This is a genomic window from Salibacter halophilus, from assembly GCF_008806325.1.
GTDB lineage: Bacteria > Bacteroidota > Bacteroidia > Flavobacteriales_G > Salibacteraceae > Salibacter > Salibacter halophilus.
The window spans coordinates 25,224-44,653 of sequence record NZ_WACR01000014.1; the positions used below are offsets into that span (position 1 = coordinate 25,224).

14 protein-coding genes are annotated in these 19,430 nt (G+C 41.4%); 6 read left to right on the top strand and 8 right to left on the bottom strand.

Annotated elements, in window-relative coordinates:
• Nucleotides 1-8 precede the first annotated feature (8 nt).
• From F3059_RS13420 to F3059_RS13435, 4 genes are all read right to left on the bottom strand, one after another.
• Complete coding sequence (locus tag F3059_RS13420; protein WP_151170151.1) at nucleotides 9-734, bottom strand: CPBP family intramembrane glutamic endopeptidase; 726 nt, start codon at nucleotides 732-734, stop codon at nucleotides 9-11.
• A gap of 3 nt (nucleotides 735-737) precedes the next feature.
• Entirely contained in the window at nucleotides 738-2,786 is a 2,049-nt protein-coding gene (locus F3059_RS13425) for a sensor histidine kinase (protein WP_151170153.1), read from the bottom strand.
• 131 nt (nucleotides 2,787-2,917) lie between these two features.
• The gene (locus tag F3059_RS13430) at nucleotides 2,918-4,933 is read right to left on the bottom strand and encodes a urocanate hydratase (protein WP_151170155.1); all 2,016 of its coding nucleotides are present in this window, start codon (nucleotides 4,931-4,933) and stop codon (nucleotides 2,918-2,920) included.
• A 77-nt stretch (nucleotides 4,934-5,010) separates the two neighbouring features.
• Nucleotides 5,011-5,193 (bottom strand): DUF5522 domain-containing protein, encoded by a 183-nt coding sequence (locus F3059_RS13435; RefSeq protein ID WP_151170176.1) that lies wholly within the window; start codon nucleotides 5,191-5,193, stop codon nucleotides 5,011-5,013.
• Nucleotides 5,194-5,719: 526 nt separating this feature from the next.
• On the opposite strand from F3059_RS13435, the gene uvrB reads away from it, so the two are divergent.
• The 5 genes from uvrB to F3059_RS13460 all read left to right on the top strand — a co-directional run bounded on the left by uvrB (nucleotide 5,720) and on the right by F3059_RS13460 (nucleotide 12,231).
• Nucleotides 5,720-7,762, top strand: coding sequence for an excinuclease ABC subunit UvrB (gene uvrB / locus F3059_RS13440; RefSeq protein WP_151170157.1), 2,043 nt, complete (start codon nucleotides 5,720-5,722; stop codon nucleotides 7,760-7,762).
• Between the two features lie 102 nt (nucleotides 7,763-7,864).
• The gene (locus F3059_RS13445; RefSeq protein ID WP_151170159.1) at nucleotides 7,865-8,704 is read left to right on the top strand and encodes a PASTA domain-containing protein; all 840 of its coding nucleotides are present in this window, start codon (nucleotides 7,865-7,867) and stop codon (nucleotides 8,702-8,704) included.
• Entirely contained in the window at nucleotides 8,701-10,869 is a 2,169-nt protein-coding gene (locus tag F3059_RS13450) for a T9SS type A sorting domain-containing protein (RefSeq protein WP_151170161.1), read from the top strand. The genes F3059_RS13445 and F3059_RS13450 overlap by 4 nt, the downstream gene beginning before the upstream one ends.
• Nucleotides 10,869-11,894 carry an RluA family pseudouridine synthase gene (locus F3059_RS13455; RefSeq protein ID WP_151170163.1) on the top strand — a complete coding sequence of 342 codons (1,026 nt, stop codon included), beginning with the start codon at nucleotides 10,869-10,871 and terminating at the stop codon, nucleotides 11,892-11,894. The genes F3059_RS13450 and F3059_RS13455 overlap by 1 nt, the downstream gene beginning before the upstream one ends.
• Before the next feature lie 10 nt (nucleotides 11,895-11,904).
• Nucleotides 11,905-12,231: a hypothetical protein gene (locus F3059_RS13460; protein WP_170265189.1), complete on the top strand. Its 327-nt coding sequence runs from the start codon at nucleotides 11,905-11,907 to the stop codon at nucleotides 12,229-12,231.
• 320 nt (nucleotides 12,232-12,551) lie between these two features.
• On the opposite strand, the gene F3059_RS13465 is transcribed toward F3059_RS13460, so the two are convergent.
• Both F3059_RS13465 and F3059_RS13470 read right to left on the bottom strand, forming a co-directional pair.
• Nucleotides 12,552-12,890, bottom strand: a complete 339-nt coding sequence (locus tag F3059_RS13465) for a MerR family transcriptional regulator (protein WP_151170167.1) — start codon at nucleotides 12,888-12,890, stop codon at nucleotides 12,552-12,554.
• Nucleotides 12,890-13,861 carry a M23 family metallopeptidase gene (locus F3059_RS13470; protein ID WP_151170168.1) on the bottom strand — a complete coding sequence of 324 codons (972 nt, stop codon included), beginning with the start codon at nucleotides 13,859-13,861 and terminating at the stop codon, nucleotides 12,890-12,892. Before F3059_RS13470 ends, F3059_RS13465 begins: the two co-directional genes overlap by 1 nt.
• A gap of 83 nt (nucleotides 13,862-13,944) precedes the next feature.
• On the opposite strand from F3059_RS13470, the gene alaS reads away from it, so the two are divergent.
• A complete protein-coding gene (gene alaS, locus F3059_RS13475; protein WP_151170170.1) occupies nucleotides 13,945-16,557 on the top strand; it encodes an alanine--tRNA ligase in 2,613 nt (870 codons plus the stop codon).
• Between the two features lie 30 nt (nucleotides 16,558-16,587).
• Here the strand turns inward: alaS and F3059_RS13480 are convergent, their stop codons facing one another.
• Both F3059_RS13480 and F3059_RS13485 read right to left on the bottom strand, forming a co-directional pair.
• On the bottom strand, nucleotides 16,588-18,006 hold the full coding sequence (locus tag F3059_RS13480; protein ID WP_151170172.1) for a sugar transferase: 1,419 nt from the start codon (nucleotides 18,004-18,006) through the stop codon (nucleotides 16,588-16,590).
• Nucleotides 18,006-18,890 carry a hypothetical protein gene (locus F3059_RS13485; protein ID WP_151170174.1) on the bottom strand — a complete coding sequence of 295 codons (885 nt, stop codon included), beginning with the start codon at nucleotides 18,888-18,890 and terminating at the stop codon, nucleotides 18,006-18,008. Before F3059_RS13485 ends, F3059_RS13480 begins: the two co-directional genes overlap by 1 nt.
• Between the last annotated feature and the right edge of the window lie 540 nt (nucleotides 18,891-19,430).

The window sequence follows — 19,430 nt, forward strand, 5'->3', positions numbered from 1 at the left end:
TAAAAATATTACAAGCTGCAAAAGTAAGTGTTCAATAGCCCAAGATAAAAGTGAAATATGAGCGCGTAGTAAATTGACCCGGTTCTGAATGTGAGTAACCCCATGTAAATGCCGCCTGCCACGGCTCCCCATGTTTCGCCCTCAGGCTTGCCAATATGCATCAATGCGGTGAGTAATGTTTGAAACATGATAGCACCAAATAGGCCCATTTTTTCTTTGAAACCGAATTGAATGAAACCTCTAAAAAAGAATTCCCATCCGATGTAATGAGGCAAATAGGAAACTGCCCACAAGACAAACATCCAGCCCGATTGGGTTGCGAGATCGAGCGGGAAGTGAGAACTGTAAAATTCGCGATGCTCCGGATTTTGGGCGCTGTTGTAAATGATAAAAGGCATGATGATGAAAGTGATGAGTGTCGCCTTTAATCCAACTTTGTAATCGCCAATTTTTAATCCAAAATCTGCGAGTTTTTCTTTTAATACCAGTTTGATGGTCAGAACCGGAATCAGGAAAAACAACAAAAGTGATGCTCCGTGATGCCACAGCCATTTGTACCATAAAAACCACTCAGATCCATCGTTTAAATGTTGAAAGTGCTCCGTGAAAAACTTATGATCGCCCTCGTAGATCTTTAAAATGAGGAGTATCGTTATCGATATCCACAAAATGGCGTTTCTCTTACTTGTTTGAAATAGTGGAGCTGTAAAAGCGGTTTCTCTCAGCCATTTCATTTGTTAGTCGTTATTTAATGGGAGAGTGAAATAAAAAGTTGATCCTTTATCGGGCGAGCTGGAAACGGTTATTTTCCCGTTGTTTTGATCGATAAAATCTTTTACAAGCAGTAAACCAATTCCTGTCCCTTTTTCCTGTTTTGTTCCACGAGTGCTTTTCTTAGCACTGAATTCGAATAGCTTCTCCTGCTTTTCGAGCGGAATTCCTTTTCCCTGATCCTGTACTGCAAATTCTACATACTGTTCATTTTGGTCACAGGTTAGTGTGATTTTTTGACCGGGATATGAGAATTTAATCGCGTTGCTTATGAGGTTCCTGAAAACGGTGCTGATCATATTAGGGTCTCCGTAAACTTCAAGTCCTTGCGGGATATTGTTAACCAGTTCAAGATCTTTTTCTTCTAAACTTTTGTGGAGTAGTGCATCTACATCATTTAAGATTTTACTCACTCTGAATTTTTGTGGTGTGAAACTCATTACGCCCATTTGTGAGCGGGCCCAATCAAAGAGGTTCACGAGCAAGCTGTAAGCCGAATTGGCATTTTGTGTGAGCGCCTTGATTGTATCTGTTAGTTCTTCTCGTTCAATATCTCCTTTTTCCAGATCATCGAGCAATAATTCCAGTGCGACTTTTATTCCGCTCACAGGACCGCGCAGGTCATGACCGATTACTGAAAGGTATTTGTTTTTGGCCTCGTTGGCTTTTGTCAGTTCACCATTTGTTTTTTCCAGCTTTTGCTGTGCCAACTTGAGTTCACGGAGCGAGTTGTGAAGTTCTTCTGTTCGTTCCTCTACCTGACTTTCGAGTTGCTGGTTGACTTCGTTGAGCTTCTCGGTGAGTTTCTCGTTTTTCATTTTGGTTCTGACCGATCGATCAGCGAGCAAAATGATTTGCGAAATCAGGAAAACAAATATTCCAACTCTCGACATCGTATCAGTGGGGATGTAGCTGAGGTTGATAATAACATCGTGCAGAATGGCTCCGGCAAGCACGAAAAAACCCAACAAGAAAACCCATCCGCCTCGGGCTCCGTTTCGTATGGCTCTGACCACTACAAACAATAAATATACAAGTGCTATCAATGAGAAAAACTGGTAGAATGTAATGGTTTGAGCGCTCAGGTGAGTGGGTAAAAAGATCATTATTCCGCTCATGATAAAGGAAACAACAATTATCGTGAACAGCACCCATTTGTGAAAATAGGATTTAAAGAGTTCGTAGAGGTAGAGCGACAACACACCAACACCGGCATAGAATGAAACGATTTCAGACTTGATCAATACTGAGAAGGAGATTCCCGGTATGTAAGAAAGGACGAATTCATCACTTGCTGATACGTTGAGGGCTGCCAAAAGACATGCGAGAGCAAAGTAAACATGCCAGATTGAATCACGCTTGAGGAAGTAGAGTGCGAGGAAGTAGATTGCTGCAATGAAAAGTGCTCCCAACAGGAAAAAATCCCAAAAAATGCTTCGGTTGTGAGATTCTCTCAGCGTTTGTTCAGGTCCAATAATTACTGAATCCCAAATTCCACCAACCGAGAAGTCGTAATTTGAGACTTGTATGATAAATTCAAAATGGTTGGTGTCGTGCGGTAAGTCAATGATTTGTGGAGCGTACATCGCTTCGTAAGCTGATTCAGACTTACCAACTTTACCTATTTCTATCAGCTTTTCACCATTAACATAGAATAGTGCTGAGGTTCCGATTGTGGGTATTTTAATGGATACGCGATTTTCACCTTTCGGAACCGTAACCGAAAACCGGTAAGTTCCGTAGCCTCTCGGGTTAAGCCTTGTGTAGGAATCGAGCTGAAAATCGTTCCAAACATGTGGGATTTTGACAAATCGTTTATTGACATCAGACTTGAGAGGGAAATCCTCTGGTGCTAATAATTGATGCCAGTAGAACTCAGCTTCACCCTGTATTTTGATTGCCTGTTGGAAATCCTGTGATCTAGATAGGTCTAGCTTCCCTTCATCCAGCACCGTTTGGCTCTGAAGAAAAGAAACAGCAAAAAGGCAAATAAGGGATATAAAAAGCTGTTTCATTGAGGTTTGAAATTCGGCATGCGAAGGTAAAAGGCTTTTGAGATGTCTGCAAGGAAATGAATTCTTACTTTAAACTATAAAGCTAAAACTGAGACTGTAAATAGTTCACAGCCTCAGTTTAGCAACAAAAATCATCCCTTTTCAAACGTCTTTTTGATGAGTTCATCATCAGCGATGTTTGGTAGTGTAACCTTTAATTCTGGCGTGCGCTCCATTTCGCGCTTGATGGCGAACAATGCTTCATCGTTTCGTGCCCAGCTTCTACGGGCAATTCCGTTGTTGACATCCCAAAAGAGCATTTGTTTGAGGCGTCTGTCGGCATCGTCAGATCCATCGAGAACCATCCCGAAACCTCCGTTGATAACTTCGCCCCATCCAACGCCACCACCATTGTGGATCGATACCCAGGTAGCTCCTCTAAACGAATCGCCAATCACGTTTTGTATCGCCATGTCAGCTGTGAATTTGGAACCGTCATAAATGTTGGATGTTTCGCGAAATGGTGAATCTGTTCCCGATACATCGTGATGATCGCGACCGAGCACAACCGGACCAATTTTTCCTTCTTTGATGGCTTTGTTGAAAGCTGCCGCGATTTTAGTTCTTCCTTCAGCATCAGCGTAAAGGATACGTGCTTGCGACCCCACAACCAGTTTGTTTTCACGGGCACCTTCAATCCACTGAATGTTATCAGCCATCTGTTGCTGAATTTCTTCAGGAGAATTGGATTTAATTTCAGATAAAACGTCTTGAGCCAACTTATCTGTCATCGCCAAATCTTCTTCCTTGCCGGATGTACAAACCCAACGGAACGGACCAAAACCGTAGTCAAAACACATTGGTCCAAGAATGTCCTGAACGTAAGAAGGATAAATAAATCCGTCTCCGTCCTGGTTCATAATATCAGCTCCGGCACGAGAAGCTTCCAGCAAAAAGGCATTTCCGTAATCGAAGAAATACATACCGTTTTTGCTCAGTGCGTTTACAGCATCTGCATGTTTGCGAAGCGTTTTGCGCACTTCTTCTTTGAACTTCTCAGGCTGTTTTGCCATCATCTCATTCGATTCCTCGTAGCTCAATCCGGCCGGGTAATAACCTCCTGCCCATGGATTGTGAAGAGATGTTTGGTCAGATCCCAAATCAACATGAACATCGCGTTCCACAAAACGCTCCCACAAGTCAACGATATTCCCGAGGAATGCGATTGAGTGGGCTTCGTTTCGGTTCTGATAGTGAAGTGCAGTATCAATGCATTTATCAACATCTTCAATCACTTCATCTACCCAGCCCTGTTCGTGACGTTTGTAAGCTGCTTTTGGGTTGATCTCAGCAGTAATGCTCACAACACCGGCAATATTTCCTGCTTTTGGCTGAGCACCACTCATTCCGCCAAGTCCGGCAGTTACGAAAAGTTTTGTTTCATTTTTTGCCTTTCCTGAGCGGTCGAGCATACGCGCTGCGTTCATAACAGTAATCGTAGTCCCGTGAACGATTCCCTGCGGACCAATATACATGTAAGATCCGGCAGTCATTTGTCCGTATTGCGTAACGCCAAGGGCATTGAAACGTTCCCAATCATCGGGTTTTGAGTAATTCGGAATCATCATTCCATTTGTAACAACCACGCGGGGACCGTCCTTATGAGAGGGGAATAATCCTTGTGGGTGACCTGAATTCATCACGAGTGTTTGCTCATTTGTCATCTCGCTGAGGTATTTCATCGTGAGCCTGTACTGTGCCCAGTTTTGAAATACTGCCCCGTTTCCGCCATACGTGATGAGCTCATCTGGGTGTTGTGCCACGGCCGGATCTAAATTGTTCTGAATCATCACCATAATGGCAGCAGCTTGTTTGCTTTTGCACGGGTATTCATCAATGCTGCGAGCGTAAATAGCGTTTTTGGGTTTGTAACGGTACATATATATGCGGCCGTACTTTTTGAGCTCATCGGCAAATTCTGCAGCCAGTGTTTCGTGTTGCTCTTTTGGGAAATAGCGTAGCGCGTTTTTAAGCGCCAGTGCTTTCTCTTTATCCGTTAAGATTTCCTTTCTTTTGGGAGCGTGGTTGATAGACTCATCGTACACCGGAGCCTCGGGTAGTTGAGCCGGTATTCCTTCTTTGATCTCTTCTTCAAATGATAGTGCCATTTTTAGTATTTTATCATTTACATAACCGCGAACCTGACCGTTAGTTCATGAAAGTTTTTAGTCAGATTTGAAGTTATTCATTCTCTGCGTTTTTTCTTTTTATTGAAGCCGTAAGGGCAATGCAGGCAACCGCTTTGACAACAGTAGCCGCGCTTGAGGTGGTATTTTTCAGTGAAAACAATGTAGCCCTCCTCAGAATAATAGTAATCCTCAGGATCGAGTTTTGGTTTTTGAAAAAAGCTGCTCAGGTTTTCACTCATGATAAGCGCAAAGGTAACGATCAAATTTTTGAATTTGTAGGGGATGTTAGATCACGGATTAGAATTATGATTTTGAGCTAGCGAGTTTGCCACAAAGTCGCTAGGGCACTAAGCCTTTTTATGGACTTAGAGGGCTTCGTGATACCAGCAGAAGTAAAACCAAAACTTAATGAATCTTAACTTCTTCATGGTTCAAAAAGTGAGCGCCAGCGAACTCGCTGCGTCCTCAGCGTTTCCAACATAGCTAACATCAAATCCTCGTTGCGATAGCTTCGTTATCACCTTAAACTCTAAACTCATTAGCAACTTACCATCACAATAATCCCAAAACCAACATTAGAACGCTCTCGACTCTTAGCCTTTGGCACCAGCCAAAGCTTAGATAAACTTAGATCCTCGTTACGCAAGGAACGGGACCTCGCACCTTCACTATTTCGGTTCTGACCAAACCTCCCAAACATTAAATCAAAATAAATCGTGCTCGCGTTCAACCCTTTTCCGAATTTTGCGTTCGTAGATTTTGATTATGGATTTTAAACTCACATCACAATACAAGCCAACGGGAGATCAGCCACAGGCGATTGAACAGCTTACAAAAAGTATTCAGGACGGGGAACGCAGCCAGGTTTTGCTGGGAGTTACGGGTTCCGGAAAAACATTCACTATGGCGAATGTTATTCAGGAAGTTGAAAAACCCACACTCATTCTGAGTCACAACAAGACGCTTGCTGCTCAGCTCTACGGAGAATTTAAGCAGTTCTTCCCTGATAATGCAGTCGAGTACTTTGTTTCGTACTACGATTATTATCAGCCTGAGGCGTATATTCCAACAAGTGATACTTACATAGAAAAAGATCTTTCGATCAACGATGAAATTGAAAAGTTGAGACTATCGGCTACTTCATCGTTGTTATCGGGAAGACGTGATGTGATTGTCGTTTCATCCGTTTCCTGTATTTACGGTATCGGGAATCCTTCAGATTTCAACGAAAGTGTTATTGAGATCAAGCAGGGAATGACGATCAGCAGGAATCAGTTTTTGCACAAACTCGTTGACTCACTCTATTCACGTACAACCGGAGATTTCCAACGGGGCAATTTTCGAGTAAAAGGCGATACGGTAGATGTGTACCTCGCTTATGCTGATCACGCGTTTCGTTTCCACTTTTGGGGTGATGAAATTGAAGAAATAGAATCTATTGATCCTCATTCTGCAGAACGGTTGGATTCTTTTGAGGCTGTGAGGATATATCCTGCTAACATTTTTGTGACCTCAAAAGAAAGTACTCAACGAGCGATTAAAGAAATCGGTTACGACTTGATCGACAGGGTGGAGTATTTTAAAGATATGGGCCAGCCTCTCGAAGCCAAGCGAATCGATGATCGCGTGAATTACGATCTCGAAATGATGCGCGAACTCGGGTATTGTAGCGGTATTGAGAACTACTCGCGCTATTTTGACCGCAGAAATCCGGGTGACAGACCTTTCTGCTTACTCGATTATTTTCCCGATGATTTCTTACTCATCATCGATGAAAGTCACGTGACAGTTCCACAAATCTCGGCTATGTACGGTGGTGACCGCGCTAGAAAAGTAAACCTCGTTGAATACGGGTTCCGACTACCGGCTGCTCTCGACAACAGACCATTGAAATTCGAAGAGTTTCAGGGGCTTATTAATCAGATAATGTATGTGAGTGCAACTCCGGCAGAGTTCGAGTTGCGCGAGACAGAAGGGCTTTATGTGGAACAGGTTATTCGCCCAACAGGCTTGCTCGATCCACAAATAGAAGTGAGACCGAGAGACAACCAGGTCGATGATCTACTAGAAGAGGTAAGGGTCAGAACCGAACGAAAAGAGCGTGTCCTCGTGACAACGCTTACCAAACGGATGTCTGAAGAGTTGGCGAAGTACATGACCAAGAACGGAATCAAATGCCGCTACATCCACAGTGATATCGATACGCTTGAGCGTGTAGAAATACTCAGAGATTTACGTCTCGGAAATTTTGATGTACTGATAGGAATCAACCTATTGCGTGAGGGACTCGACTTACCGGAAGTATCGCTCGTTGCTATACTCGATGCTGATAATGAAGGATTCTTGCGCAGTGAAACCAGCATGACGCAAACGGCAGGTCGCGCAGCCCGAAATGTGAACGGAAAAGTCATCATGTACGCTGATCGTGTCACGAAAAGTATGCAGCGTACAATCGATGAAACGAACAGGCGTAGAGCTAAGCAGCAAGAATACAACGAAAAGCACGGCATTACGCCAACTCCACTCGTAAAATCTGTCGATCGAATTATGGATCAAACAAGTGTGGTTGAAGGCAAAGACGGTGAGCGACAAGTGAAACCTGAAAAAGCTTATGTTGAGCCACAGCAAACATCAGTTGCTGCAGATCCGGTTGTTCAGTACATGAACAAGCAACAACTCGAGAAACAAAAAGACCAAATCAAGAGTCAGATGATGAAAGCATCCAAACAAATGGACTTCATTGAAGCAGCTCGACTCCGCGATGAAATGTACGAGATTCAGAAAATGATTGACGAGAAGGAAGACTGATTGAGTCATTTGAGTTTAATGAACCAGTAATTTCGAAGCCGATTTGATTCGCGTTCAATATCAAATCCACTTCATTATATTTGCGTTCTAAATTGTACACCCTTGAGCTTAATTAAATTTTTAGTTTCAAAAGTATTCTGGCTGCAGGTTCTGATCGCGATTTTATTGACAATCGGGATTATTTACGGAACCATGATTTACCTCGAATCTTATACCCGTCACGGGGTAACAGTTGAGGTGCCTGATTTGAGCGGCTATCACCACACTGAAGCAACACCTTTACTGAAAGAAAAAGATCTCCACTCGATTATTTCAGATTCTGTTTACGTAGCTGAAGAACCTCCGGGAACAATTGTTGATCAAAACCCAAAGGCTTTATCTGAAGTGAAGCCCGGCAGAAAAATATATTTGACCATCAATACTCAAAATCCACCACAGGTTGTGCTTCCGGCTTTGAATGATTTAACATTACGCCAGGCACAGTCGCGCATTATCACTTACGGATTGAAAATTGACACATTGATTTATCGTCCTTCGGAGTGTACGAACTGCATCGTGGGCGTACAGTTGAGAAATAAAGAATTGAAGCCCGGAGACAAAGTTGACAAAGGAACGGCAATTTCGCTTGTGGTGGGTTCTGGAGAGAGTGATCAGGTGATTCCTGTTCCTGCTCTTTACGGTCAGAGCCTGGAGCAAGCCAAGCAATTCCTCAATAGCAAAGGACTCAACATCGGGATTGTTCAATATGATGAAGATGTCGATTCTGAAGAGGATACCATGAATTCTGTGATTTACAATCAGTTCCCCGCATACGACACGAACAGAAACGAAATGATCAACCTCGGTCGTTCGATGGACTTATTTTTGACAACTGATAGTACTAAAGTTCCCGAGTTTGAGTTAATAGAACAGGACAGCATTACAACGCAAACTGATTCATGAAAAACCTGGTTCTGACATTAATAGGCGCCATTGCCTCTACAGGCTTATTTGCGCAGGATTCGCTATTGCCCCTCAAAGAACAACCTCGCGGAGGTTTTCAGGAAAGCGCTGAGCAATCATTTTCGGTAAGAGCCAGCAATAGCCGCATTGTTTACCAATTTGATACCATTGAGCTTCCTTTCATTGACGACTTTTCTAAAAATCTGATCAAAGATTACCGAATTGATTTGGACGATCCATCACTCGTAAAAGAGTTTTGCCCGGATTTTAGAATTGATGGAAACGTAGTGAATGCGGTCGAGTTTATGACGGATACCTCTTACGACTATTCGTTTAATTCAAACTCTGGTCAGTGGGATTCAACTGCGAATGCTCCACAGATTATCGCCTTTTTAGATTCCTTGAATTGTGTTGATACCGTGGCGCTCGACACTGTGTGGCCATTACCAAACGGAAGACTCGTTAACGGAGCCCTCAATCCAGATGTGGTTGCCGATAGCTTTTTAGTGAGCATCAACGATACAACGGTTTTTGTTCCGCCATCAAATAATGTCTTGTGGACTTCTAATGATGTTTACATCAATGAGAGTTACGGACAGGAGCCACCGACAATTGGAGTCGCTACTTTTGACGGGCTCGATTCGCTCGGCATGCCTCACAGTCCTAATCAGGGTCCAGGTGTTGAAGGGTTGGCTGATGTCTTTACTTCAGCTCCAATTCAATTGGGATCTCGTCCATCAGGAGGGAATTACAACAACTCTGATTCAATCATCCTGAGCTTTTATTATCAGCCACAGGGATTTGGAGATATGCCAGAGGAAGACGACTCACTGGCACTTGAGTTTTTAAACCTAAACACAGGTCAATGGGATTATATTTGGAGTGCCCAGGGTGAGGCGAATAAACCATTCGAACAGGTTTTCATCAAAATATCCAACACTGATTATTACCAGGACGGCTTCCGTTTCCGATTTAAAAATCGCGCGACAACCTCAGGGAATTTTGATCACTGGCACATCGATTACGTGAGACTCGATGCTAACAGAACATCTGATGAAAACACAATTGACGATGTCGCTTTTTCAAAACAAGCTCCAAGTATTCTAAAAGATTACAGTCATGTTCCTTGGAGTCATTTCAAAAATGATCCGACAAGCTACATGGCAGATACATCTGGTACGGAGTCGCACAACATGAGTGATATCCAGAAAAACGTCACTTTCAGTGTTCAGGTTGAAGAAAACGGAACTAATATTTTTACGACTCCCGTTTTCCCTATTCCTAACTTTCAACCAGAGACATTTCAGCAACGTGATGTTCCGCTTCAAAACTTTGTGTTCCCCGATACAGATACCAACAAAAGACACACTTTTAAAGTAGCTAACGTCCTCAATACCACGCCAGATTTAAACCGAAATAATGATACTGCTTTTTACTGGCAGGACTTTGGAACGTATTACAGTTACGATGATGGAACGGCTGAGTATGCTTACAAAGTTGTGGGAGCAAATTCAAAAATGTCTGTCGAGTACGACCTCGGTCCGGTGACTGATTCACTCAGAGCCATTAATATTTATTTTCCACGTACACTAGAGGATTATTCTGACAATCTATTCAGGTTGCAGATTTATAAAGATTTAGATCAGAACCCAGTTTACCAATCGGCATATTTCAATCCACAGTACAGTTCGCGAAATATTGTCACACGTTATGAATTGTCAGAACCGCTAGAAGTGACCGGAACGATTTACGTGGGAATTGAGCAACAAAACAGGGATGTTCTTGTAGGTTTTGATCAGAACTTTGAAAAGCGTGATCGTTGTTATTACAATGCAGGAAGTGGATGGTACAACATCAGTTTTGATGGATCTTTGATGATTCATCCTGAGTTTGACTCACTTTACAACCCGTATCCTGTCAATACTCCTGAAATAAGCGAAGAAAAAAACATAAAACTCTATCCAAACCCTGTATCTCACGAGCTTAGGATTGAAGGACTCGATGAACAACACAGGGCTTCAATACTGGATCTGACCGGTAGAGAAGTTTGGAACGGAAGAGTTTACAACAGAATTGATGTGACCCAAATTCCGCGTGGCACGTATATTCTACATATTCAAAACGCGCAAAAGCCTATCATCAAAAAATTCATTAAAGCAGAGTAGTGGAGGAGAACGAAGAACAGGATTTAATTGTCAATCACACAGTTGTGGCTGATGTTGGTCAGTCACTCATCAGGATTGACAAATTTTTGAATGACAGGCTGCCCAATGCATCCAGGAATAAAATTCAGGAAGCGTTGAAAAGTGGCAACATAAAGGTGAATGATGAGGATGTAAAACCGAATTACAAAATTCGCCCTAATGATGTTGTGACGGTGATTATTCCTGCTGACAAAGAACCCATGAAAGCTGAGCCGGAAGAGATTCCGCTCGATGTACTGTTTGAAGATGATGAGGTGATGGTGATCAATAAACCGGCCGGACTCGTTGTTCATCCCGGTGTTGGGAATAGATCGGGAACTTTGGTAAATGGCTTGTTGCATCATATCAAGAACCTGCCCGAGAAAAATGGATCTGACCGTCCCGGAATTGTTCATCGTTTAGATAAACTCACATCCGGCTTGATGGTGATCGGCAAAACGGAACAGGCTCTGAATAAATTGGCTGCTCAGTTTTTTCACCGCACAACAGATAGGCAATATATTGCTTTGGTTTGGGGTGACCTGGAAGAGGACGAAGGGATAATTGAAGGCAATATTGGTCGGAGCCTGAAGAACCGCAAGCTCATGAGTGTATTTCCTGAAGGGGATTTTGGTAAGCCGGCTATTACACATTACAAAGTACTCGAGCGATTTGGTTATGTCTCGGTTGTGAGCTGCAAACTTGAAACAGGACGAACACATCAAATACGCGTTCATTTTAAGCATATTGGTCATCCGCTATTCGCTGATCCTGATTATGGCGGAGATAAGGTTTTGAAGGGAACAGTCTTTAAAAAGTACAAGCAGTTTGTGATGAACTGTTTTGAAATGCTCAATAGACAGGCACTTCACGCTAAAACACTTGCATTTGACCATCCTAAAACCGGAGAGCGAATGTCATTTGATAGCGAATTGCCAGAAGATTTGCAGTCTGTAATCGATAAATGGCGCAGCTACATAGCAAACAGAAATCCCAATGAAGCTTAGTTTTAGTAGCATGAAGAAAAGGCTGGCTTTACTCCCCATTTTTGTGTTGAGTATCGTACTGATTAACGCTTGCGTTTTGACTTTTGGAGGAAACCAACAACCGACTGGCAAAAAGTACCATGTGATCATGCAAACCGAAAAGGAAAACGTTTCATCGCTTGAAAAGGACTATCAACATTTCTTTTTGACTTTTGAAAGAACACTTAGTACTCGAAACGGGATTCAACTTTTTAGTTTTTATCCAGGAGATCAAAACCCCAAAGAAGTAGCTGAAAACTTCAATAAAGACGTCAGAATTCAGTCTGCACATCTCGATACGCCCACACAATTGAGATAAATTTCAATTTTTTTGATAGTTTTTATTAGTTGATATACAGTGTGTTGTAGTTGTTATCTGTAAATAATTCAAACTTTTTATCAACCTTACCCAACCAAATTACAAGAACTCGCGTGTATGCTAGTGAATTTCTCATAGGCAGTTTAGGATTAACTTGTTAACACACACATCGAGGGGCGTTTTTTACGCCCTTCGCTGTTTTTGGACATTTCGTCCACAACTTATCTGCTGATTATTGAAGTTTTCCATTAAGCCGATGTTGTAACATAGCAGCATCGGCTCTTTTGTTTCAGCGTAATTTGAAAAAGGAAATTCGGGGACTATAGAGCTTCTTTGATCTCAACTAAAAACGATCTAATTTCTTTTAATTTGAGAGCGATCTCAGCATTTTTAACTGTTTCGTCTCTGTTTGTCTTCAACTTATTTTTAGCTCCTTCAAGTGTAAAACCCCTCTCTTTTACGAGGTGAAAGATCAAATGAAAGTTTTCGATATCAGCTTTTGTAAATAACCGATTACCCTTGCTGTTCTTCTTTGGCTTAATGACATCAAACTCCTTTTCCCAAAAACGGATGAGCGAAGTTTTTACATCGAACATGTCAGCTACTTCACCTATACTGAAGTAGAGCTTTTTGGAGTTGTGGATATCATCGAGCTTCATTAATCAAAAGATTGATTTGTCTGTGAAGAAATTTCAATCATCCTGTCATACTCATCTGGTGTGAGATCGTTAGAGTAATAATTCACAGGATTCACTTTTTTCTCGTCTTTGATCACTTCGTAGTGAAGGTGAGGTCCGGTTGATCTACCGGTATTACCAATAAATCCAATAACATCACCACGCTTCACTTTTTGGCCAACTCTAATATTGTAGTCGTTGAGGTGTGCGTAAAGCGTCTTATAACCGTATCCGTGATCTACAACAATGTGTTTTCCGTAACCACCAGAACTGTATGACGCTTCTTCAACAACGCCATCACCAGTTACATGAATCTCTGTTCCAGTAGGAGCAGTGAAATCCATCCCCGTGTGCATCAGCCTAATTTTTAATATAGGGTGAAAACGCATACCGTACCCAGATGCAACGTGAGTTAAGTTTTCATTTGCAACAGGCATAATAGCCGGAATAGATGCGAGCAAACGCTCTTTTTTACGAGCCATTTTATAAACATCATCCAGTGACTTTGACTGGATGTACATCTGCTTGGCTAATTTGTCAAGTCTTTTAGTCGTTTCAATAACGAGCTCTGAGTTGTTAAAACCTTCCAAATCCTCGTACCGATTGGCACCACCAAATCCGGCTTCTCTGATGTTATCTGGAATAGGTTCAGCTTCAAAAATCACGCGATAAATATTATCATCACGCTGCTCGATGTTTGCTAAAACATTATCCAATTGCTCAATTCTGTTATTAAGGATCGAATACTGAAGCTTGAGTTGCTCATTTTCGCGCTTGAGCCTTTTTTCCTTAGGTGAATCAAACAAAGTGAAAAATAGCGCGATAAACACAACTGCGAAAACCAGTCCGGTTCCAATATATGAGAAGAATTTAAGTACCTTACCAAAAAACGATAACTCAGCTTTTTCGTAGGTGAGCGTCTTGGGATTATACTTATACTTGGCTTTTGACATATATCCAATGTTACTTCACAAAATTAGGTATAAAAACTATTTTTGCAATCCCTTTAAAACGGGCATTAAAAACAAACAGTTACATGCAGTGGACATCAAACAAGATTAGGAAGGCATTTTTAGATTTCTTTAATGGTCAGAACCACAAGATCGTACCCTCAGCTCCATTGGTGGTAAAGGACGATCCCACGTTGATGTTCACCAATGCCGGGATGAACCAGTTTAAAGAGTTTTTCCTGGGCAATGAAAAGCCTGAGAGTACTAGAGTAACTGATTCTCAAAAGTGTTTGCGCGTAAGTGGTAAACACAACGATCTCGAAGAAGTTGGAGTTGATACCTATCACCACACAATGTTTGAGATGTTGGGGAACTGGTCTTTCAACGATTATTTCAAAGAGGAGACAATCGATTGGGCATGGAAACTGCTCACTGAAGTTTTTGGAATCGATAAGGACAGACTTTACATCACCATTTTTGAAGGTGATAAAGAAGATGGCTTGCCTCGCGATACTGAAGCATTTGAGCTTTGGAATAAACATGTACCGGCAGATAGAATCCTGGATTACGATAAAGCAGATAACTTTTGGGAAATGGGTGATACAGGCCCATGTGGTCCCAGTTCTGAAATTCACGTAGACATCCGTTCAGATGAAGAAAGAAAAAAAGTAGATGCAAAAAAACTCGTCAACCAGGATCATCCTCAGGTCATCGAGATCTGGAACCTCGTATTTATTCAGTATAACCGCCAGGCGAGTGGTGAGCTAAAACCACTTCCCGCAAAACATATCGATACCGGTATGGGGCTGGAAAGACTGGCGATGGTGCTTCAGGAAAAGCAATCGAATTACGACACTGATCTTTTTCAGAATCTGATCCAGGCTACGGAGAAAGTAACCGGAGTTTCGTATTCCGGATCTGACCAAAAAAAGGATATTGCTTTTCGCGTAATCGTAGACCACATTAGAGCCATAAGTTTTTCAATCGCTGATGGGCAGCTACCTTCAAATACAGGAGCAGGTTATGTGATTCGCAGAATTTTGAGACGCGCAGTTCGATACGGTTATTCATTCCTCGATCAAAAGGAGGCATTTTTATACAAGTTGCTACCGGCTCTGATCAAAGAAATGGGTGAAGCATTTCCTGAGCTCAAAAAACAGAGTACGCTTATTGAAAAAGTCATGAAGGAAGAGGAGGAAGCCTTTTTGCGTACGCTTGAAAAAGGAATCCAAAAGTTTAGTGAGTACCGAAAAAAGCACGATAAAGTAGAAGGTGAGTTTGCCTTTGAACTTTACGACACATATGGTTTTCCAATCGACTTAACTGATCTTCTTGCAAGAGAAGAAGGAATGAAACTCGATTTAGAAGGCTTTCAAAAAGCACTTGAAGACCAAAAGAACAGATCGCGAAAAGCAACTTCAATGGAGGCTGGCGATTGGGTTGAAGTGAACTCGGCAGAGTCGACAAATTTTGTAGGCTACGATCAAACTCAAGCAGAGGTTTCCATTGCTCGTTATCGAGAGGTTAAACAAAAGGACAAAAAACACTATCAATTAGTTTTAGATCAAACGCCTTTCTACCCTGAAGGAGGTGGTCAGGTAGGTGATAAGGGAGTTTTGAAAAACGATTCTTCCCAAATCTCAATTTTCGACACCAAAAAGGAAAACAACTTAATAGTACACTTCACAAAAGAACTTCCTAAGGATCTGAATGGGAAGTTTAAAGCTGAAGTTGATGTGGCAAAACGCGAAAACGCAGCACGTAATCACACGGCTACACACCTGTTACATCATGCTCTTCGTGAAATTTTGGGTGAACATGTTGAGCAAAAAGGATCCTTAGTCCGTCCTGATTATTTAAGGTTTGACTTCTCACACTTTCAAAAAGTCACTGATGAAGAGCTACAACAAATTGAAAAACGCGTCAATGAACTTGTTTTAGAAAACACTCCGCTCGTTGAAAAGCGAAATATCCCAATGGATGAAGCCATGCAGATGGGAGCTCTTGCGCTTTTTGGTGAAAAGTACGGAGACGCTGTTCGCGTGATCAAGTTTGGCGATAGTGTTGAGCTTTGCGGAGGTACTCACGTTCCCGCAACTGGCGCACTCGGCTTGTTCAAGTTGACTAATGAAACATCTGTAGCAGCCGGAATTCGAAGGGTTGAAGCAATCACCGGAGCTGAGGCTTACCGCTACATTAGTGAGCGCATCCAACAACTCGATATCATTGCTGAAGAAGTGAAAAACAAAAAAGATCCTGTTAAAGGTGTTCAGCAAGTTATTGGTCAGAATCGGGAGCTGTCAAAGCAAATCGACTCTTTGAAACAAAAAGAAGAAGTAGCCGAAAGAAATGCGCTTTTATCAGAATTGAAAGAATTAAACGGAATTCAATTCCTCGCTAAAACAGTTGATCTGGATGCGGGATCTATCAAAAATCTCGCATTCAAATTGCGAAAAGAACTCAAGAATGCAGTTATCCTTTTGGGAAGCAAAGGCAAAAAAGTGACGCTTTCTCTCATTGTGACTGATGATGTCACACAATCTAAAGGAATAAAAGCCGGAGAAGAAATCCGTGACCTGGCTCAACACATCAAAGGAGGTGGAGGCGGTCAGCCGTTTTTTGCTACTGCTGGAGGAAAAGACGCAAATGGATTGGATGAGGCTTACAAACAGATTGAAGAAAAAGTGAAAAGTCTTTAATGATAACTAATCAGAGTTAGGTTCTGATCATTACTTTCCTCTTCGTTGTAATACTATCAAAACGGTGTAGATCAAAATCTTAATGTCCAAAAAGAGCGACATATTTTCGATATAGATAAGATCGTAATGCAGTCGCCTAACCATTTCTTTTACTGATGACGCGTAGCCAAATTTCACCTGTCCCCAGCTCGTAATGCCGGGTCTCACTTTTAAAAGATGCATGTAATGCGGAGCTTCATCAGTGATGAGGTCAATGTAGTATTGGCGTTCTGGTCTTGGTCCAACTAGGCTCATATCACCAATAATCACATTGTAAAACTGTGGCAGCTCATCGAGTCTTGTTTTGCGCATGAACCTACCAATTGGTGTAATACGAGGATCATCTTCAGATGATAACTGCGGACCATTCTTTTCCGCATTCTGGTACATGGATCTGAACTTGAAAATTTGAAAAGGCCTTCCGTTTTTACCGATTCGTTCCTGAGAGAAGAAAATAGGCCCCTTGGATGAGGTTTTAACCAAAATTGCCAAAACCAGCAATAGGGGGGAAAGAAGGATTAGTGCAATTATGCTAGCCACTACATCCATAATTCGTTTTACTGTAAATTGCCACAACGGCATCAACTCCCTGTTGACCTGTATAAGCGGAGTGCCAAAGATGGAAGTCATATTTACCTGACCAGATAAGATATCGTACATGTCAGGAATAATTTTGATAATCACATTTTCGTACTCGAGCAGCGTGAGGATCTTTTCCATCTTATCATGCTCTGAGGATTCCACAGCGATTATGACTTCTTCTACATTATTACTGCGAATGATTTCATGGATATCTTCGAGTTTTCCTAAAACGGGCAGGTCAGATCCAAACTTATTAGAAGTCTCACCATTCACTTGTATACAGCCAATAAAATTGAAACCGCTCGATTTTTTAGCAGTTTCCATTTCATCAAACAATTCTCGTGCTTTGACACTATTCCCTATTAATAAGGTATTAAAACCGATTATTCGGTTGTGTATTTTGTGAGCCAGGATGGAAGAAAGCACTAACCTCGGAGTTGCGGTGAAAAAGAAATGCAATCCAAAAAGAGTGGCGTATGAGATGTAATACCCCGTGTAATTGTGGATCTCATCATCCAAAACGAAAGCGAAGAACAATATTGTAACGCCAACAAAAGTTTGAACTAAAGTTTTTCCCAACTCACTCAACCTCGATTTGCGAAACGGGTTTTTGTAATATCCTGCCAGGTAATAAAAGTTAACCCAAAAAACAGGGATCAAAACAAGCGCAGCATAAAACTTCTCATTGAAAACAAGATCAACTGATTCGTCAAACTTAAGTGGTTCCAGGTACTTTTTTCTGAACACGTAAAAACTCACCCAGCTTAAACCTGCTGCTAATAAGTCGCTGATGATGTACTTGAGCCGCTCGGCTTTTCTATTGAGCATTAAAGTCTGAGCAGTTTAAAGTTATCAAAATAGAATTCAGCAGGTGGATTTGAAGTGTTGTGAGCTGCAGATATACTGATACCATATCGCTGGGCGTTTCTCGTTGCAAGAACCCTATCTGAAATATCAATATAAATTTTGTTCCATTTTGCTTCTCCGTTTTCAGTACTAGGATTCATATAAATGAGAGGGATTTCATCAATAACACCGTCAGTATCTTGATATCTCAAATTGACATTGAAAGTTGAAGTCGCCTTGTAATCCATTTCAATGAAAACCGGAGCGCTCACAAAAGTGTTAGTCGCAAAGTTATTTGATGTCAAAGCGAAGTGCATGCGAGCACCAGTATCAATTTTGGTGTAAGCAACATAGTTCTCTTTATAAGGAATCGAGTCAACCTGTACTCTTTCTAATTCTACATCACTTGTAGGCATCCTTTTTAATGTTACTGCAGATTGCTCAAAATTCTCTTTCCAAAGGACCTCCGTATTAGGATTGTAGCTAACAGTAGGAATAAAACTTACTGTATCGAGATCATCAATATTAATAGTCGTATCAAATCGGGTATAAAAAGGATAGTCATTTCTAGTAGCTGCAATACCGTTTACCTTAATACCGGCTCTTACCGAAATGTCAACTTTTCCATCTTCTTTTATCGCAATCGTATTCGGCAGGTTGTAAATTCCCTGTTCAGATCCGTCAACATTGAGCCATACATCAGGGATATTTGGTTGGCCAACTCCAAATACAGATGGATTTTTGTAGTCAACCTTTACAGAATCTATTTTAATGTAAGAAGGAAGTTCCTCAGGCTGGTCAATTGCTTCGCAGCTAATAAGACTAATGGTCAGAACCGTAACCAACAATTGTATAAATCTCTTCATATAAGTCATCCCTTAACGAATAATACCCTTAAATATTGCTGCGAAAGTAATTGTTTTCAATTCTTGAGTCATGTATATAAGGTATAAATTGCGTTTCTGCATCTTCAGGTATCTTCCGCTGCTAAATCTTACAGAGATGGTAGATCATATTCTGATTTGTTACCTCTGAATTATATTCAAATTATTATTGAAAATGCTACGATTTGTATCTTTCTGTTTATTAGCGCTATATAAACAGAGCTATTAGCTAGACATGAAAAACTTCAAAAAAAAGCTAGGTAAATGTTGTATGCAATAAAAATACGCTTAGTTTTGCATCCGCATTTTAAGAAAAACGTTCTTACAAATAGCAGAAACTTTTTGAAATCATGATAGCGCTCAGCGCCATGAATAAAGGCAAAGCGAAATATTTTCACTTTTTTACTTGCTAACTTTCAAAACAGTTATATATTTGCAGCCCGCTTTCGAGCTGAGGAAATTTAGCTAGGGAGTTAGGGGTAAAAAAAGCAACAAAAAGAGTTGTTAAAAGCGAAAAAGGTG

Bases quoted from the DNA above. Each gene is read 5' to 3' on its own strand.
- F3059_RS13420 (WP_151170151.1), bottom strand. From the start codon at position 734: ATGAAATGGCTGAGAGAAACCGCTTTTACAGCTCCACTATTTCAAACA.
- F3059_RS13425 (WP_151170153.1), bottom strand. From the start codon at position 2,786: ATGAAACAGCTTTTTATATCCCTTATTTGCCTTTTTGCTGTTTCTTTT.
- F3059_RS13430 (WP_151170155.1), bottom strand. From the start codon at position 4,933: ATGGCACTATCATTTGAAGAAGAGATCAAAGAAGGAATACCGGCTCAA.
- F3059_RS13435 (WP_151170176.1), bottom strand. From the start codon at position 5,193: ATGAGTGAAAACCTGAGCAGCTTTTTTCAAAAACCAAAACTCGATCCT.
- uvrB (WP_151170157.1), top strand. From the start codon at position 5,720: ATGGATTTTAAACTCACATCACAATACAAGCCAACGGGAGATCAGCCA.
- F3059_RS13450 (WP_151170161.1), top strand. From the start codon at position 8,701: ATGAAAAACCTGGTTCTGACATTAATAGGCGCCATTGCCTCTACAGGC.
- F3059_RS13460 (WP_170265189.1), top strand. From the start codon at position 11,905: ATGAAGAAAAGGCTGGCTTTACTCCCCATTTTTGTGTTGAGTATCGTA.
- F3059_RS13465 (WP_151170167.1), bottom strand. From the start codon at position 12,890: ATGAAGCTCGATGATATCCACAACTCCAAAAAGCTCTACTTCAGTATA.
- F3059_RS13470 (WP_151170168.1), bottom strand. From the start codon at position 13,861: ATGTCAAAAGCCAAGTATAAGTATAATCCCAAGACGCTCACCTACGAA.
- alaS (WP_151170170.1), top strand. From the start codon at position 13,945: ATGCAGTGGACATCAAACAAGATTAGGAAGGCATTTTTAGATTTCTTT.
- F3059_RS13480 (WP_151170172.1), bottom strand. From the start codon at position 18,006: ATGCTCAATAGAAAAGCCGAGCGGCTCAAGTACATCATCAGCGACTTA.
- F3059_RS13485 (WP_151170174.1), bottom strand. From the start codon at position 18,890: ATGAAGAGATTTATACAATTGTTGGTTACGGTTCTGACCATTAGTCTT.